The following is a 16363-nucleotide window of genomic DNA, read 5'->3' as shown; positions in this document are numbered from 1 at the left end:
TAATCTACTTACTCCACTGCATAGTTTTCAGCCCTTTGGAAATGTTTAGTTATAGGAGGTGGGATAACTTGGCCTTACTTGTCATATGCAAATCCTGCAACGGCTCCGGAAAGCTGAAACGCATTACCTTTCTTCCATTTAACAGTAAATGCAGCGGGTGCAATGGGACTGGAAAACAAATCGAACTGATTTATAAATCATAATTTGCCGCTCCCTGCCCTGCTTCCCCAGTGCCTTGATAACTCCTAGATCATGTGGGACGCTTATTTAATAAGAAATTGATCCAAATTAAAACGGCTCCCTCCCGGAAGCCGTTCTATATTTTCTAAATGTCATTCATTCACTGCCGTCATTTGCCACAGCCGCTCTCATCAGTAAGCGTGTAGCCCTTTACCGCAATCCCTTTCCGCTTTAAAAAACGGATACTCATATTGCGTTCAAGCTTTGTCGCTGCAATCAGGTATATTTCACTGCCCTGAATATCAACAAAGGCTTTCTGCAAATACGGAATAGGAATATTTAATGTTTGCTCCTGGACTATATCGTTCCTGTTATTGTAATCCCGCACATCCACGATAAGCTGTCCGTCCATTCTGTCTAACGGCAAGCATGGAATATTCCGAACAGGAATGTATCTTTGATACCATTCAAATGCACTATATAAAACGAGAATAAAAATAGCTGCTGCCAGCATAATCAAGGTAATCCTCCCTGCAATCATTCATATCGTCATTATACCTTCTATGCTTCAGGCTATTCAATTTGCATGCTCAGGTGAAACGGCTGCTTGAAAGTAAGAAAAGGGACAAGCCGATTTTCCTGCAAATTGTAACGTAGTGAAGCAGAAACAGAAGAATAATCCCCATATTCATTCCTAATATGACACCTGTCATTTGAAATTGGCTCATGGATCCAAGTATATACATCATGAGGAAAGAGACGATGTGAGACCAGACTGAATGATAAAAAGCGTCTTTTACCAGCCCCAGTCCAATCAGATATGCCTGGAGCGGGTGAATGAAAAAATGAAACAGAAAATACGGCCACAGGAGCTTTAAATATAGAGAAGCTTCCGGCGATTGAAAAAAAAGATGGGTTAGCGGCTCAGCAAACCAATACATAAGATAAACGGCAGGGATCCCATACAGGAAAGTGACCCACATCGATTGCTGCAGTAAACTGCGCAACCGCTCTCCATCCTGCTTAGCATAAGCTTCTGAAACATTCGGAAGGAGAGCCACCATAATGGAATGGGATAAAAAAGCAGGAAAAAACCCGATGCTCATCGCTACCCCTGCAAGCAATCCATACTGCTCAGTAGCCATCACCCCCCCTGCTCCTGACACAACCAAGGCACCTTTAATTAAAAAAGGCTGTATCGCATTGGTTATGGCATTGAAAATTCTTAAGGCTGTCGTAGGGACCGAAACTGACATTAATGCTTTATGAACATCGCGGCCATCCATATCATGATGGGTCACCTGCTTCATCATTCGGTATTGAAGCAAGTATTGAGCAAATAAATAAAAGAAAACAACGGCTTCACTTCCTATTAATACGGCCAGAGCAATAAATAATGCGGAGCTTTCATTAAAGCTCAAGCCTTGGAAAAGCAAGTAAAGAACGATGAGCTGCACAGCTTTTCTTAAAAAATTTGATATGGCTATTTTTTCCATTTGCTGCACACCCATAAAATAGCCTCTCGCAATAGAAGAGAAGGATACGATGGGGACAAGCAGAAACAGCAGGTAACGGACAAGCGGGTGATACGCTGAAAAGATTGGCAGGAACGGCAAGATAACAAGCACAACAATTAAGATCATGCCTGTTAGCTTATAAACAAACCTTAACGCATGTCTGAGCATGCTGTAGTGATATTCCTTTTTTTGCTCTGCCACAAATTTGGATATGGAAACAGGCAGCTCAAGACTGGAAATCACCACTACGAAAAATATAACGGGCAGCAGCTGCATATACATTCCCATTCCATGTTCTCCAAGCTCTTTCGCCAATATCATATTCAGGAGAAATTCCAGGCATTCTCCAAAAAAAGCTGCCAGCGCCAGCAGCAAGGCTCCTTTTGCAAATGAACTCATTCGCAGCACTCCCATCTTCATTCCGCTTTTTCATCATATGAGAGGCTGGGACAAAATATTTTCTTTATCAAAGGTTTATTCGATAACTCCCGACTCAGTAATGATAATATTCGCTTCGATTTCAACCTTCAAATCCTGATACGATTTTTTCCATTCATCCATTTTAAAGGACCTGAACGTATGAGAAGCTGTATCCCCTATTCCAGTGGGATCTGTATTCAGGGATTTAAACTTATTAACGAGAGCCAGGCATTCTTTTTCCACGGCTTTTTTGAATTCCTCCTGTACTTCTTGAATGATCTTCGGAGTTATTTTTTCACCGGTAAATTCTCGGATGTGCCCTTCAAGCTCAATCGTAAATTTCACCTTCTCCGCAGATTCCATTTTCACATCTTTTTTGGATGTGATGCTTTTAACTGAAACCGTTTCTCCGCTTTTAAGACTGAAAGTGTAAGTTCCTTCCATATATTGATCTGTCAGCAGTTTAAAAAACATCATCTTTTCTTTCTGAACTTCCCCAACCATCCGATCTTCCCTGAATAATGCGACTCCTGCGATCTCCAGCTCATCTTTACCGGAAAGCTGGAGAATCGGCAAGTAGGGATCCTTTCCCTCGTCATAAAGATTATATAAGAATAAATGGAGATTCTCTCTTGGAAGATCCCGGCCTTCGATATTGTGTTTGATTAAATTGTGCAAATATACTGCTGTCCCTCTGATCCCATACTGGCCCTTCAAAATCTCTGAAGCTGTTTTCCTCCCAATTGCCAAGTATACTCTTGACCCAACACTCGCATCCCTCTGAAGGGCATCCAGAAGATCCTCAAATCCTTCCGCAGCCAATTTTTCACCAAAAACAGCTACTTGAAGCTTGCCGTACACAAGCGGATCTGATGATTTGCGCTGAAGGTCTGTCAGCAAATCTCTCGTTAACACGGCTTTTTCCTCCAGAACTTCACTTTGGACAGGCTGCTGTTTTTGATAAACAGGGACAATTACGGTTCCCGTTAATGCTCCATCCTCCAGATCGTATCCGGATGCCAGAATGATGTTTACATCATCAATGATTTCCTTTTGTATACATCCCGTCTGGAGAAAAGAGAGCAGTATCATTATGAAGAAAAAAACGGTGCTTTTCATCACCCGGAACCCCCTTGCTTTTTCATCTTTTTAATTATAATCTGAAGGATTAAAATAAATGGAATGTACAAATAGAAATACAGCCCGACGTCTCCCATAAAGCTGTTGAACCTGTCAATTTGCTGCCTGGTCGTCAAGAGGATCACCGAAATTAAGGTCAGGCTGAGAACCATTAACAGCGTTTTCTTTTGAGGAAGATTCAGGGTTTGTTTTATGCCTCTGCTTGCACACCATAATGTCAGGCAGATGTTTGGAAGGATAACAAGATTCCAATTGGCAATTCCAATGTATTCGAATCGTTCCACAAAGGGAATTTCAACAATTTTCCAAATGGTAAGGGTAGCCCAAATATTCTTTTGCAGCTGCTCTGGACTGAAAAAAACAAGAGTGACGATCATAATGAGCAAATAAAGGGATGTAGTAAAAAAGATAGCACCGTGTGCCCATTTTTGTGATTTTTCCGGATGTTTAATAAAGGGATAGTAGACGAGGAGGGCTTCAAATCCAAGAACCGTCAGCGACATACTCTGCGTTCCGGAAAGGATCTCTCCGAATGAATGATCAAAGACCGGGAAAAGGTTCTGCCAATCGGCAAATTCCAGCGGGAAGAAGAACGTGAAAATCAAATAGCCCGGCAGGATGACTCCAAAAAAGCATATCCCTGTAACGACGCGAAATCCGCCTGTAACAATATAGTAAACAAGGATCAAAAACAGGATGCTGAATATCCAGATATTTAAATCCGGGAACATCCACACTTGAATAATTTCTACAAACGTCCTCAGCACTTCAATGGCGAGCAGCGTAAAATAGATGGAAATCAGCAGGTTCAATCCTTTTCCAAGCCACTTTCCAAAGAGCCGATGATGAATATCATGGATATTGCCATCAGCTCCTTTAAGAATTTTGTATATCATCCACACCATCATATGGGAAAACAAGCCCGACAGGATAACTGGGATCCAGGCATCCTGTCCTGCTTCATTTGCAATAATTCTTTGAAAACCTAATACTCCAACTCCAAATTGCAGGGAATGAATGAGGTAAAAAACAAGAAAATGAGAAACCTGATATTTTTCGGCTATATTCGTCATCCTTGTTCACCCCTTCTATTCATCGATATCTTTATTTTCTTTCGCTTTCTTCTTATTAAATCGAACCGGCTGTTTTGTACGCAGCTGAATCGGCCTCATCGACATTAATGGAAAAGGCAGCCGGATCAGCGCATCCTTCAAATCCGCGGACCGAGGCGGATAAATCGGTCCAAGAAACGGCCTTCCAAGAGAAGTGAGCTTTAAAAGATGGGCTGCCAGAAAACAGAAACAAAATACAATGCCGAGCAGTCCATAAAATTCCGCAAACAGTAAAAAAGGAAATCGGAGAAGGCGGATTGTATTGCTCATTTTATAGACAGGCGTCGTAAACGATGCGAGTGCAGCAAGTGAGACAATGATCAGCAGGACATTGCTTGTTAACCCCGCTTCAACAGACGCCGTTCCAATGACAATTCCCCCCACAATCCCAATTGTCTGCCCAACCTTTGTAGGAAGCCTTGCCCCAGCCTCTCTCAGCAGTTCTATCGTGAGTTCCAAAAATACCGCCTCTAATATAGGAGGAAGGGGTATTTCCTCTCGTGAGCTGATCAACGTGTTTAAAAGGTCTCTTGGAATCAGTTCATAATGAAAGTTAAGCGCTGCCACATAAATTGGGGTGACTAAAACAGAGAATGCAACAGATGCCAGCCTTACAATCCGGAAAAAAGAAGCAACGATATAATTGAAAAAATAATCATCGAATGCTGAAAAAAACTCCACTAATGTGCTTGGGCCAATCAGCACCTGTGGAGAGCCATCCACTACAATCACTATTTTGCCCTCTGACAGAATGGAAACAGCCCGATCCGGACGCTCAGAATCCAGAAGCTGCGGAAAGGGAGAATGATGATTATCAGATATAAGCTGAGTTAAAAAAGAGCTGTCGCTTATATGGTCGATGTCAATCTCGTTAAGTCTCTGCCAGACGGTCTTTACATTCTCCTCATCTGCAATGTTTTCAAGGTATAGGACAGCCGTCTTCGTCCGTGTAAGCTTTCCTATTTGGATTTCTTTAATTCTGAGCTGATCGGATGGCAGCCGCTTCCGGATTAAATGTATATTCGACTCCAAGGATTCAACAAAGGCTTCCTTAGGGCCAACTACACTAAATTCCACTTCAGGAAGGCTCACTTGTCTTGCTTTTTCCATAAATACTCGAATGAGTAGGCATGAAGCACTATACTCAGTCAGGGCAACCATTATAAATCCCTGCAGAAGCTTTTCCTTTATGACATCCGTATCTGATGTTAAGATGACGTCTTCAATTGGCACAATCCCTTTTAATTGCTCGAGGGAAGACCATTTCTCCCCGTTAAGAACAACCAGAACGCTTTCATGAAGCATCTTCGTATCAATCAAGGTGCGGTAATAGGAAACCCAATATTTAATAGCGGCTCCGCGATTTTCATATTGAATAAAATCTGACGAGCTCCTGAGCACGCCCATCAGCTCCGTCATAGAAGCTTTTAACGTGCCGTCTAAATTTTTCATCCCATCCAAAAGCCTCAACCCCGGTCTGTAATCATTACCTTTATTTTGCGGAAAAGGAATAAAAGTATACTTAACGGTTTTTCCTGAAGATTCATTAAAGCGCTCAGCTAAACAGATGGTGCATGATCCGCCGTTTTCCGTTTTCCTTCAGAGCAGGTTTAATAACCAAAAAACCCCCTTCCTTGGAGCTTGGAAGGGGGTTCACCTATTTACATAGCAAAGCTGTGATTGCCAATTGTTTCCTTTATTTTTCTTGTTTTAATCCATTCGCTTTCAGCAGTTTCTGAGTTGAAAAAATAGAGATAGTGAACAGATTTCCTTTTAAGAGCCTCATCGGCCGCTTTTTTGGATTCCTGGTCAGGTTTGTTTTGAATGCTTCCATTTCCTACAGGTGAAAAAGCATTTTTCTCGTAAATGACTTTTTTAACGGAATCAGGGAACTCGTCATGCTCTACCCGGTTTAATACTACAGAGGCAACAGCAACCTTGCCTTCATAAGGCTCTCCTTTAGCTTCTGCATGAACGAGCCGTGCAAGCAATTTTTTTTCATCTTCAGAAACGGAAATTCCCGGCGCTTTTTCCAACGCTTTCCGCTGAGACCTTTTCTCTGGTATCCGCAGTGTATCTCCCTCAACTGCTGCCGTTCTCTCTAAGTGGTTCCATTTTTTTATATCATCTATAGAAACAATAAAGGTTAAGCTGATCATTTCCAATGTTTCTCCCTTTTCGACCTTATGCTTTTCAGCAGCAGAAGAAGGGGCTGCGCAAAAGATGAAAGCAATCCATAAGGCAATAGCAATGTTGAGTCCTCTTTTTATATTTTTTCTCACATTCCAACCTCCAAGGCAATCAAAAAAATTTACATGCTCCAGCCTAACAGCTTTTCTATAAAAAATCATTAGTAATGCTTACCATCTAAATCGATGATAATAAGCCATTGGCAATTGGAATGTTTCATTAAAAACGCAAAATGATAAGAGAAATCCTTAATTTAGATGCTGAATGACGTTTTATCTGAAGGAAAAACCAATTTTCCAGAAAAGAAAAAGCATTTTACTATAGGCTTACCGGCGGAATAAATAAAGGGTGCATCCTTTAAAGGAACTGTTCATTGACGTACTCAGAATTGCTAAAAGCCTATAAGCCAATGATTCTGCATTTATTAAAGCGATTATCCATTTACAGGAATTACGAAGAATATTTTCAGACTGCCTGTATTGCATTATGGGAGGCTTCTGAGCAATATAATCCTTCAAAAGGTCCGATGGACGCTTATTTTTACCTCTTCATTAAGGGGAGATTAATGAATGAGATGACCCGTCAAAACCGTTTTCTGCAGAGGGAAGAGCTAAAAGATATGAGTTTGTCCGAGGGCATTTCCCATGAAGGCGAAAAGGAAGAAGGATATGACTGGGCGGATCTCATAAGTTCACTAACGCCTAATCAAAAAAAATGGGTCATCGGCTATGCGTTTCAGGGACTCTCAATTGCCGAAATTGCCTGTAAAGAACGGGTAACTCCTGCGGCAGTGAAAAGCTGGAGAAGGGCAGCCGTCCAAAAGCTCAGAGTCAAGATTAATAATCTGGGTAAACCCTATTAAGTTTAGTAAGAATAAAAAAATCAATAAATAGTAAAAATTAGAAAAACGCCTGAACTTAGGCGTTTTTCTAATTCTAGCTTCTCGCGGCCTCCAAGTACGTATAGACTGTATAGCCATTGTGTTTGGCTATTCCCCGGAAATGCTTGAAGTCCTCTCTGCTGACAAGGATTTCACGAACTTGCAGAAAGAATTCTTTTGGCACCGGATATTCAGCCAATGTACCACTCTTAAGCTGATCGAGCGAATCATGAATGGTTTGCGGATCCATTTTGCAGCCCCCTAATGTTTTGATATTAGTTTACAGGGCTTGCAAATATGAATCAAACCCTATTTACATGATTGAGCTTATCGCTTTTGAAATATCCGTATCACCGCTGATAATTTCAAATGTCTGATTATGAGACGAATCCTCTTCAAGACATGACACCAGTACTTCTGCCACATCCTCCCGCGGAATGGAACCTTCATGGTTTACTTGTTTCCCGGCTGCAATCTTACCGGTGCCTTTTTCATCTGAAAGTGCCCCCGGACGGACGATTGAGTAGGAAATTTCCGCATTTCTTAAATATTCATCCGCGATAGCTTTCGATCTTAAATAAACCTGCATCTCATCCGGTCCTTCTTCCGGTGTATCTGTTCCAATTGAGCTGAGCATAACAAACTTTTTAATGTTATGCTTCTTGGCCGCATCAATCAGCTTGATTGCTCCGTCCTGATCAATGGCAATGGTTTTGTCGTCTCCTGTTCCGGATCCTGAACCGGCCGCAAAAATAACGGCGTCTGCCTGGCTGACCGCTTCCGATACATCTCCTTCAAGGTCCGCCACTACCGTTTTAGCACCCTTCTTCTCCAAGCCTTCAGCCTGTTCGGGATCGCGAATCATTGCAATGGGTTCAAATCCCTTTTCAGCCGCTTTTTCAATCACATATCTTCCTGTGCTTCCGTTTGCTCCAGCAATTAGTACTTTCATAGTTATCACTCCTCTGCTTATACTCTTCCCTGCACTGAAATAAAGTAAACAGACGAATACTTTACTCACGAAGAAAAGGCTGTCAACTGTTCTCGAGCCAGCGTCTGAGACTTGAAAGAGTCCTTTTCGCATCTTCAATCCCCTGCTTGTACAGAGCATCAAGCTTTACGGGGTTCCGTTCAATTCTGCCCACTTCCAGCTTAGCACTCGGCCTGATTACAAAAACTTTTCCTTCTTTCTCTTGAGCTTCAATGTACGCGAGTGTTTCATTATACATCCTATAACGGTCCAGAACAGCCGCGGCCAGCTTGGGATGCTTCCTGAAGGACCGTCTCACCATCCATTGGCCCTTTGGCGGGGCCTTCACATACCCTTCGTTCCTGGTCAGCACTACGACGTTTCGAAGGATGCCGTCCTTCTCTGCTTTTTTAATCGGAATGGAATCAACAATCCCCCCATCCATCAGCTCTTTACCCTGAAATGAGACCATTGGCGCTATAAAAGGAAGAGAGCTTGAGGCCCTTATGATTGTAAGCAAATCTCCCATTGTTTCAGGCTTAGTAAAATACACCGCTTTTCCTGTGGTACAATCCGTCGCACCAATGACTAATTGTTCTGTATTTTTCGTAAATGCCTCAAAATCAAACGGAACGAGCCGGTTCGGTATTTCATCAAAAATATAGTCCATTCCGAAAAGCTGACGGCTCTTGAGATAATTTTGCAGTGATAAATATTTGGGGTCCCCGGCATAATCAATGTTAACGGTCCGGTTTCTGTCCATTTGCCTTGATATGTAGGAAGCCGCCATGCAGGCGCCTGCTGAAACTCCTATAACGTAGGGAAAATAAAGATCCTTCTCCATAAAATATTCCAGTACTCCGGCTGTGTAGATGCCTCTCATTCCGCCGCCCTCTAAAACTAAACCCGTTTGTTCCAATTTTCTTTCTCCTTTCAGCCTTCGTTATTCAAATAATCATCTTTAATATGCATGGGGAACGCTGTGAATCCTCAAAGTCATGATATCACAATAAGATTATGGCTCCCTGTTTAACGGCTCCTGCCGGAATACAGCGCTATCAAAATAGTCTTTACTTTATTGCCAAAATAGTGCAGAATGTTTTCTAATGGGGGTAGTTAGTACGATTGAAGGAGAGAGGAAATGAAGATTGCTAAAGTAGGAAATCTTATAGAATTTAAAAACGGGCTGCGCGGGATTGTTGAAAAGGTGAACGAAAATTCGGTTATTGTCGACCTGACTTATATGGATAATTTTCTTGACCTTGAACTCGAAAGGCGCACCGTCGTGAACCATAAAAATTATAAGATTCTTAAGGAATCCTGATCAAACTGTTTCTTTTATCTCGTCATATCTCTTAAAAAGGGACGGCATCGGCCGTCCCTTTTCCTATTGATACACTTTTACTTTGACTTGCTTATTACCCCAGTTCATCGCTTGTCCAAAATCTTCAAAGAATACATCGATTTCATTTCCATATGGGGAGGCTTTTATGACATTTCCTAATCTGCTTACGAAAAGATTGGCTTTAAGAGAAATAACCGAAGCAGACACAGAAGATCTTTTAGCTATATTTACAAGTGGCAATGTGCTCCAATATTATGGAATGGAACCTTTGAAAGATGCCGGAGAAGCTAAGCTCCTTGCTTTACGTTTTAAGGAAGGATGGCGGAACCGAACCTCAATCCGCTGGGGAATGCAGTTTGATGGGAAGCTTTGCGGGACCATCGGGTTTCACAATTGGAACAGTTATCACAAAAGAGCGGAAATAGGATACGAGATCCATCCTGATTATTGGAGATTTGGCCTGACCTTCGAGGCCTTGACTTCAGCAGCTGATTTTGGCTTCAGCGAACTTGGACTGAACAGAATTGGTGCTGTTGTAAGGCCTGAAAATACGCCTTCGTTACGTCTGCTTGAAAAAGCGGGATTTGAGAAAGAGGGAGTTATGAAAAAGGCTCAATATTCAAAGGGATTGTTTTACGATTTAGTTCTTATGGGAAAAATCTCTGATTGAACATACAGAATTCAAAGAAAAGAAGCACCTGCCTTGGTACTTCTTTTCTTAGAAACCTGCAGTTTTCATCCTGAAGCTGTTTGCGTTTTCGTCTTCTACCGTAACCAGTTTTACATCGCTCATTAAAAAGCTCAGCAAATCTCCGCGCTTATCTTCAAAGCTGATTCTTTCATCTTGACAAAACTCTTTAAGCACGGCTGATTTATCAAGCTTTGTCTCAACTTCTCTCGTCACATAGAAGTCATTGCTGAAATGATAGCGGATTTTGTATTGATTCATTTCTCTCACTTCCCATAGGTTTTACATGGGTATTCAATAAATGTAATGAGAAATCCTGCTTGTTTCTAAATGTCCTGTCTAATTCCCTTCAAAAAAAACAGATTACCTTACTGGCGAATTCTTGATTTGAGTTTATAGCATTGCTAAACCTCATGTTTGTAAGAAGCATAAGTCTGGCTGTCCGTTAATCCTTACACTCGTCATAGTGACAGTTGATTTTTAAATAGGCAGTGCCATGTACGATTTTATTTAAACTTAAAAACGTTAATATGTCCCCTAATTCCTGCTGCCAATTTGGCTGCTTCAGCAAGTCCACGACGCCATGAAATCCTTTCAGCTGTTTAGCCTTCCAGCTCATCCATTTAACCTCTTCTATCCTTTCTTTTTGATTTGAAAGCATCATTTCATTAAATTTCACTTTATTCAGCATTTTTTCCACCCGCTTTTTATGGTTTTATTGGTATCTCTATACATGATCCGACTCTAGATTAAATGAGATTTCCTTTGCAGCCTCTAATGCTGCCTTTCTCGCTGATGCATAGCTATCGGCTTCTGCCATTACATACCCATACCGGTCTCCCATGGATAATGGAGGGCGCAGCATCTTCCCTTTGCGGGGCTTAATGAATACCTCTTCCACCCCCGGGTGCTTTAAAGCCCTGCCAGTGCCAGTAACATTCTGCAGCCTTCCCCTTTTATCGATTGTGATGTAGTGGACGTATACGAACTTATTATGCTTTCTTGTGAGCTCAGGAGTTCCCCCCAAGTAAAGTTTTAACGTTTCTTCCACCAAATTTATCCCATATCCCGTCTCTATCATCCGGTTCATTGCTCCACCCGAAATCCTGGGGTTAATTTCTATTAATTTCCAATTGCCATTCACAAGTTTCATCTCGACATGGCAGGCTCCATCTTCCATTTTAAAAGCACCAACTATTGAATCGACTGAGTCCCGAATGCTTTCATGCAGACGACTATCCATTTTTGTGCACAAACTGTAGCCCGTTACGATAAACCGCTGGTCAAATGTGGTCTCCTGCTTGATAACAGCTGCAATGTTTATCTTTCCATGATGAACAATCACTTCAATTAAATATTGAGGACCTATTAAATATTCTTCTACTAAAATAGGAGTATTTTTATATTTTTTACTCATCCCTATAATAGCCATTTGCAATTCAAATTTGCTGTTTATATACAGGACATCTTTAGAGCCGGCTGACACAGGGGATTTTACAATGAGCGGGAAGCGGGTGTTTATTTTTTTTATAAACCCGCTTACTGATTCTTCAGGGTTATACACAAAGAAATATGGGGATTGCGGGAGATGTTTTAACATATTCCTTGTTCGTATTTTATCTTCCATGTCCAGAAATTGCATAGATGAAACGGTACTATCCGTAAACCGTTCATTTAAAGCTGCTGCAATATGAACGTATGGATCTACAAAGCTGACAATTAACCTGATCTTTTTTCCTTGTTTCTGCAGTTCCATCATGTTTTCCGCTAACTCTTCTTTGATGATATTCGAAAACACCATTTGATGGACTTCCGTAAATTCCTCTCTCTGTTCAAGAAATTGCTTTTTATTTGTAAATAGCACCGTAAAAAAACCTAATCGCTCTGAGGCCCTGATTGCTTCTCTGCTGGATCCGGATTTATTTGTTCCAATAAACACGATCGTTTCCATTGTCTTAATGATCCCACCAAACTGTAATTTTCTATGCATAGTTTGTCTACTGTAGTATATAGATGAATGGTGGTTTTGGTTCTTTATACAATTAAAATAGGGGATTGCCTGTTCCAACAACCGCTTTGATGAAGCACCTTATGATGCCCCATCAAGCTTTGCTTTTTTGCGCCGCCAAATACTTGGCATAGAGGATCGTGTTTTTAGCAACATCAAGTTCTCCCCGGAATATCACCGGTATACCCGGTCTCCAATTTACTTCAAAGATCCATAATTTCTGATTTTCGTCTATGCCCACATCAATTCCCAGCTCATCCAGGGACTGATCATACAACGTGTCAAAATGGCTGGCGAAACGAATCGCAAAGTACTCCAGTATTCTTTTGACATCAAACCAGGAATGATCAAACTCATTTCTTAAAAAATCTTCTAAATAACACGTGTATCCTCCCCCGCCCAGGTTGGAGGCTATGCTTCCTGACGGGCCTATCCGTGGGAAAATGGACGTAATTACCCATTCACCTTTACCAGCTTTTTGTACATGCAAACGAAAATCAAATACATTACCCGCTTTTGTTTTACATGTTATAAATGGCTGGATTAAGAAAACTTCATCTAGGTCTTTAATGGATTGAACCAGCCTTTCCTGATCCAGGCTATATATTTTCCCCTTGTCATTTATCTTGAACGTACCTGCTTCAGCTTCTTCTATGAAAAGGATACCTCCTCCCTGATTTCCGGATAATGGTTTAATAATGACTTTCGAGTATGAATGGACCATCTCAAATAATAATTCCAGATTTGATAATTCAGCACTTGGAATTAAATATTGCTCGAATTGCTTTCCGTTCTTGATTTTTTCATATACTGTCAGCTTATTTCCGATTGAATGACTCGTAAATGGGATTCTTTCATACAAATGGTCAATGATTTTTTCGCCATTTTCAGTAGCAGGATAACTTGCATTAAAAATAACATCCGGAAACGGAAATTCCTTATCAATCCATTTTCCATCTTCATACTTTTTCCCCAGAATGGTTTCTCGGTTTATATCCACTTTCCCAGCGGTAAAATAAAAGAACTCTGCCCCTTCTGATTTTGCTGCAGAGGCGTACGCATAGCTCCTTTTTACTTTTTCAGGATCCGCCCTGTGATGAAGCATCCCAATCAGGGTCATACCCCCATCTCCCTTACTGATATTTTTTACTTTTCTTACGTTTAAGCTTTTCCATATACCAATTTATGAAGAATTTTTCCTTTTGCTATTGGCTTTGTTAAAGCATGGTGTTGATTTTTCCCACCTGTTGATTGGAGCGGAAGACGTGAGACTCCGAGCTAAGAGCAGCGGGACAGGTGAGACCCCGCAGTCGCGAAGCGAGGAGGCGGCTCACCGCCCAGCCCTTGGATAAGCGAACGCCTGCTAGCTGCAATCAACAGCCAAGTTTAAAAGAGATTTGCTTTTAAGACCCTTTCAAACCATTCAGATTTTCACCGGCTTTGCCGAACGAAAAAACAGCTTCCAAATGGAAGCTGCCTGCCTTTTATCTGTTATCAACTTTCTCCGGATACAAATCATGATTCATCAGCCGATGCTCCGCCATTCTCTCATACTTCGTGCCGGGCTTACCATAGTTTGTGTATGGATCGATGGAAATCCCTCCTCTTGGGGTGAATTTCCCCCACACTTCAATATATCTGGGGTCCATTAGCTGAATTAAATCGTTCATGATGATGTTCATGCAATCTTCATGAAAGTCTCCGTGATTGCGGAAACTGAACAAATAGAGCTTCAGCGATTTGCTTTCGACCATTAACCGGTCTGGAATATAGCTTATATAAATGGCAGCAAAATCTGGCTGGCCGGTTTTCGGACAAAGGGACGTAAACTCAGGGCAATTTAATTTAACAAAGTAATCCCGGCCCTGGTGCTTATTTTCAAAGGATTCCAGTATTTCAGGTGTATATTCAAACAAGTATTTTGTGCCTTCACTGCCAAGCAAGGTTACTCCGGTTAATTCTTCATCTCTTCTTCCGCTCATTTTCTTATCTCCTTAAACTCCGCGCTTGTTTCCCCAAAGCAGCGTGTGAAGCTGCGGCAGAACGCGGACTGAATTTAGTTCCTCATCTTCTATTACTAAGTCAATCAGCCATTCATAGCGGCTCATTAAGTTTTGAATCAGGACTTCGTTATTTGTTAGCCCCGGATCATCATTCCCCACTTGAAGATAAAAAGGGATGGAAGGGAATTCCTGGTGAATCCTCTTTGCATAAGCCAAATCTTCTTCATTAAAAATGACAATCTTTAAACTTGCTGTTTGAATCCTGCCGGCTGCTTGCAGCCGGTCCATTAGGCTCCGCAATACAGAAAAATCCGTTTTCATTCCAGAACTCGGCGGTTTAGGTGAGAGGGTCAGGTCATCAATTTCTGTAAACCATTCCTGGTACCTGCTTCCCTGCGTTTCAAGTGCAATTTTTTTGCCTTTCTCTTTCAGAAGTGAAATAACAGAGCGGAGGTTTTTCAGCAAGGCGGGATTGCCGCCTGACACGGTTACATGGGAAAATCGATTTCCTCCAATGCGGTAAAGCTCAGCCCACACTTGAGCGGCATCCATCTGGACAATTTCCTCTGCTGCCGTTCCGTCCCACGTAAAAGCAGAATCACACCATGAACACGAATAATCGCAGCCTGCCGTTCGGATAAACATCGTTTTCTGCCCGATGACCATTCCTTCCCCCTGTATAGTCGGCCCGAAAATCTCCAGTACCGGAATGGTCTCAGCCATTCTGCTTCACCTTCTTCGGTCTGTACAGCACATAGCTGGTCGGTGTTTCTCTTACAAATACTTGCAGACAAACGGGCTTGCCGGGCATCTTGTCAAGCTCCGCCTGGATCATCCCGTAAATTTTTCCGGCTACTACTTCCGTTGTTGGAAAATCTTTGGGATCGTCAGAGCTGAAAAGGGGATGTTCGTTTAACAACGTATGGTCGAACTGGCCATGAACCAGATTTTTAAGTGTTTTAAAGTTTACTAAAAATCCGGAATCATCCAATGTATCCCCGGCAATCGTTACATTGATATAGTACGTATGGCCATGTACATTACGGCAAGGACCGGCACCTTTATGCGGGATAAAATGAGCTGCAGAAACCTGCATATCTTTGTTCAGTTCATACTGATAATCATGGTTCACTTGCGGATAAATCTGCTGAATCATTGTGCAGCCTCCTTATTGGTTAAATAGCAATCCAATCCATTCCTTCTCAGTCTGCAGGCCGGACAATCCCCGCATCCGTCTGCCGGGATTCCGTTATAGCACGTCAAAGTCCGGTTCCGTATATATTCGAGCACGTTCAACTCATCCGCCAGCGCCCACGTTTCCTCTTTATTCAGCCACATGAGAGGCGTATGGAACACGAAGGATTCATCCATAGCAAGATTGACGGTAACGTTGCAGGATTTTATAAATTGATCCCGGCAATCCGGGTAGCCGCTGAAGTCGGTTTCACAAACGCCGGTTACGACATGCCTTGCTCCAATCTGGGATGCAAGCACAGAGGCAAAAGACAGGAAGAGCAGGTTTCTGCCGGGGACAAATGTTGAAGGAAGTTCTCCCTCCGCTTGTTCGATCGCTATTCCGTTTCTCGTTAACGCATTTGGGGCAAGCTGATTCAAGAGCGACATATCCAGCAAATGATGAGGGACTTTCTGTTCCTTCGCAATATTTTCTGCTATTTCGATCTCCAGCTTATGGCGCTGGTTGTAGTTAAACGTGACTGCCTCTACTTCCTTGAACGTTCTCAATGCCCAGAATAGACAGGTTGTGCTGTCCTGGCCACCGCTGAAGACGACAAGCGCTTTTTCATTTTTCATGATGGTTCTCCTCCAGTTTCATTTTAGGGCTTCCAGCTGCACCCAGGTTTACCCCTTACATGATTGGTGAATTAATAAAGGCACCCCATTTAATGAGG

The 16363-nt window shown here is 42.1% G+C and carries 20 protein-coding genes; 3 read left to right on the top strand and 17 right to left on the bottom strand.

What is annotated here, in order from left to right:
* Window positions 1–349 precede the first annotated feature (349 nt).
* From ACQCV8_RS12820 to ACQCV8_RS12795, 6 genes are all read right to left on the bottom strand, one after another.
* Complete coding sequence (locus tag ACQCV8_RS12820) at window positions 350–700, bottom strand: hypothetical protein (protein ID WP_426845033.1); 351 nt, start codon at window positions 698–700, stop codon at window positions 350–352.
* A gap of 70 nt (window positions 701–770) precedes the next feature.
* Entirely contained in the window at window positions 771–2096 is a 1326-nt protein-coding gene (locus tag ACQCV8_RS12815; RefSeq protein ID WP_426845032.1) for a polysaccharide biosynthesis protein, read from the bottom strand.
* A 75-nt stretch (window positions 2097–2171) separates the two neighbouring features.
* Complete coding sequence (locus ACQCV8_RS12810; protein WP_426845031.1) at window positions 2172–3236, bottom strand: Ger(x)C family spore germination protein; 1065 nt, start codon at window positions 3234–3236, stop codon at window positions 2172–2174.
* Entirely contained in the window at window positions 3236–4330 is a 1095-nt protein-coding gene (locus tag ACQCV8_RS12805) for a GerAB/ArcD/ProY family transporter (RefSeq protein ID WP_426845030.1), read from the bottom strand. The genes ACQCV8_RS12810 and ACQCV8_RS12805 overlap by 1 nt, the downstream gene beginning before the upstream one ends.
* A gap of 15 nt (window positions 4331–4345) precedes the next feature.
* Window positions 4346–5821: a spore germination protein gene (locus ACQCV8_RS12800; RefSeq protein ID WP_426845113.1), complete on the bottom strand. Its 1476-nt coding sequence runs from the start codon at window positions 5819–5821 to the stop codon at window positions 4346–4348.
* Between the two features lie 209 nt (window positions 5822–6030).
* A complete protein-coding gene (locus tag ACQCV8_RS12795) occupies window positions 6031–6651 on the bottom strand; it encodes a cell wall hydrolase (RefSeq protein ID WP_426845029.1) in 621 nt (206 codons plus the stop codon).
* 281 nt (window positions 6652–6932) lie between these two features.
* Here ACQCV8_RS12795 and ACQCV8_RS12790 point away from each other — a divergent pair, with 281 nt between their 5' ends.
* A complete protein-coding gene (locus tag ACQCV8_RS12790; RefSeq protein ID WP_426845028.1) occupies window positions 6933–7421 on the top strand; it encodes a sigma-70 family RNA polymerase sigma factor in 489 nt (162 codons plus the stop codon).
* 73 nt (window positions 7422–7494) lie between these two features.
* Here ACQCV8_RS12790 and ACQCV8_RS12785 read toward each other — a convergent pair whose 3' ends face one another.
* From ACQCV8_RS12785 to ACQCV8_RS12775, 3 genes are all read right to left on the bottom strand, one after another.
* Window positions 7495–7689 carry a hypothetical protein gene (locus tag ACQCV8_RS12785; RefSeq protein ID WP_426845027.1) on the bottom strand — a complete coding sequence of 65 codons (195 nt, stop codon included), beginning with the start codon at window positions 7687–7689 and terminating at the stop codon, window positions 7495–7497.
* 63 nt (window positions 7690–7752) lie between these two features.
* Window positions 7753–8391 (bottom strand): SDR family oxidoreductase, encoded by a 639-nt coding sequence (locus ACQCV8_RS12780; protein ID WP_426845026.1) that lies wholly within the window; start codon window positions 8389–8391, stop codon window positions 7753–7755.
* Window positions 8392–8473: 82 nt separating this feature from the next.
* The gene (locus ACQCV8_RS12775) at window positions 8474–9328 is read right to left on the bottom strand and encodes a patatin-like phospholipase family protein (protein ID WP_426845025.1); all 855 of its coding nucleotides are present in this window, start codon (window positions 9326–9328) and stop codon (window positions 8474–8476) included.
* A gap of 222 nt (window positions 9329–9550) precedes the next feature.
* Here ACQCV8_RS12775 and ACQCV8_RS12770 point away from each other — a divergent pair, with 222 nt between their 5' ends.
* Together ACQCV8_RS12770 and ACQCV8_RS12765 are read left to right on the top strand one after the other, a co-directional pair.
* A complete protein-coding gene (locus tag ACQCV8_RS12770; RefSeq protein WP_426845024.1) occupies window positions 9551–9733 on the top strand; it encodes a YkvS family protein in 183 nt (60 codons plus the stop codon).
* Window positions 9734–9899: 166 nt separating this feature from the next.
* Window positions 9900–10424 (top strand): GNAT family N-acetyltransferase, encoded by a 525-nt coding sequence (locus tag ACQCV8_RS12765; RefSeq protein ID WP_426845023.1) that lies wholly within the window; start codon window positions 9900–9902, stop codon window positions 10422–10424.
* Between the two features lie 48 nt (window positions 10425–10472).
* On the opposite strand, the gene ACQCV8_RS12760 is transcribed toward ACQCV8_RS12765, so the two are convergent.
* From ACQCV8_RS12760 to queC, 8 genes are all read right to left on the bottom strand, one after another.
* The gene (locus ACQCV8_RS12760) at window positions 10473–10703 is read right to left on the bottom strand and encodes a hypothetical protein (protein WP_426845022.1); all 231 of its coding nucleotides are present in this window, start codon (window positions 10701–10703) and stop codon (window positions 10473–10475) included.
* Window positions 10704–10887: 184 nt separating this feature from the next.
* Window positions 10888–11133, bottom strand: a complete 246-nt coding sequence (locus ACQCV8_RS12755; protein WP_426845021.1) for a hypothetical protein — start codon at window positions 11131–11133, stop codon at window positions 10888–10890.
* A 36-nt stretch (window positions 11134–11169) separates the two neighbouring features.
* Window positions 11170–12393: an ATP-grasp domain-containing protein gene (locus ACQCV8_RS12750; RefSeq protein WP_426845112.1), complete on the bottom strand. Its 1224-nt coding sequence runs from the start codon at window positions 12391–12393 to the stop codon at window positions 11170–11172.
* 151 nt (window positions 12394–12544) lie between these two features.
* Window positions 12545–13570: a YheC/YheD family protein gene (locus ACQCV8_RS12745; RefSeq protein WP_426845020.1), complete on the bottom strand. Its 1026-nt coding sequence runs from the start codon at window positions 13568–13570 to the stop codon at window positions 12545–12547.
* 364 nt (window positions 13571–13934) lie between these two features.
* Window positions 13935–14432 carry a preQ(1) synthase gene (queF, locus tag ACQCV8_RS12740; protein ID WP_426845019.1) on the bottom strand — a complete coding sequence of 166 codons (498 nt, stop codon included), beginning with the start codon at window positions 14430–14432 and terminating at the stop codon, window positions 13935–13937.
* Window positions 14433–14444: 12 nt separating this feature from the next.
* Window positions 14445–15176 carry a 7-carboxy-7-deazaguanine synthase QueE gene (gene queE, locus ACQCV8_RS12735; protein WP_426845018.1) on the bottom strand — a complete coding sequence of 244 codons (732 nt, stop codon included), beginning with the start codon at window positions 15174–15176 and terminating at the stop codon, window positions 14445–14447.
* Window positions 15169–15609, bottom strand: a complete 441-nt coding sequence (queD, locus tag ACQCV8_RS12730) for a 6-carboxytetrahydropterin synthase QueD (protein ID WP_426845017.1) — start codon at window positions 15607–15609, stop codon at window positions 15169–15171. The genes queE and queD overlap by 8 nt, the downstream gene beginning before the upstream one ends.
* Window positions 15606–16265, bottom strand: coding sequence for a 7-cyano-7-deazaguanine synthase QueC (gene queC, locus ACQCV8_RS12725; protein ID WP_426845016.1), 660 nt, complete (start codon window positions 16263–16265; stop codon window positions 15606–15608). The genes queD and queC overlap by 4 nt, the downstream gene beginning before the upstream one ends.
* Between the last annotated feature and the right edge of the window lie 98 nt (window positions 16266–16363).

This window comes from Metabacillus sp. 84 (assembly GCF_050107715.1).
Lineage (GTDB): Bacteria > Bacillota > Bacilli > Bacillales > Bacillaceae > Metabacillus_B.
Note: the sequence above shows the minus strand (reverse complement) of the source record. Positions and strands in the feature narration are given on the sequence as shown.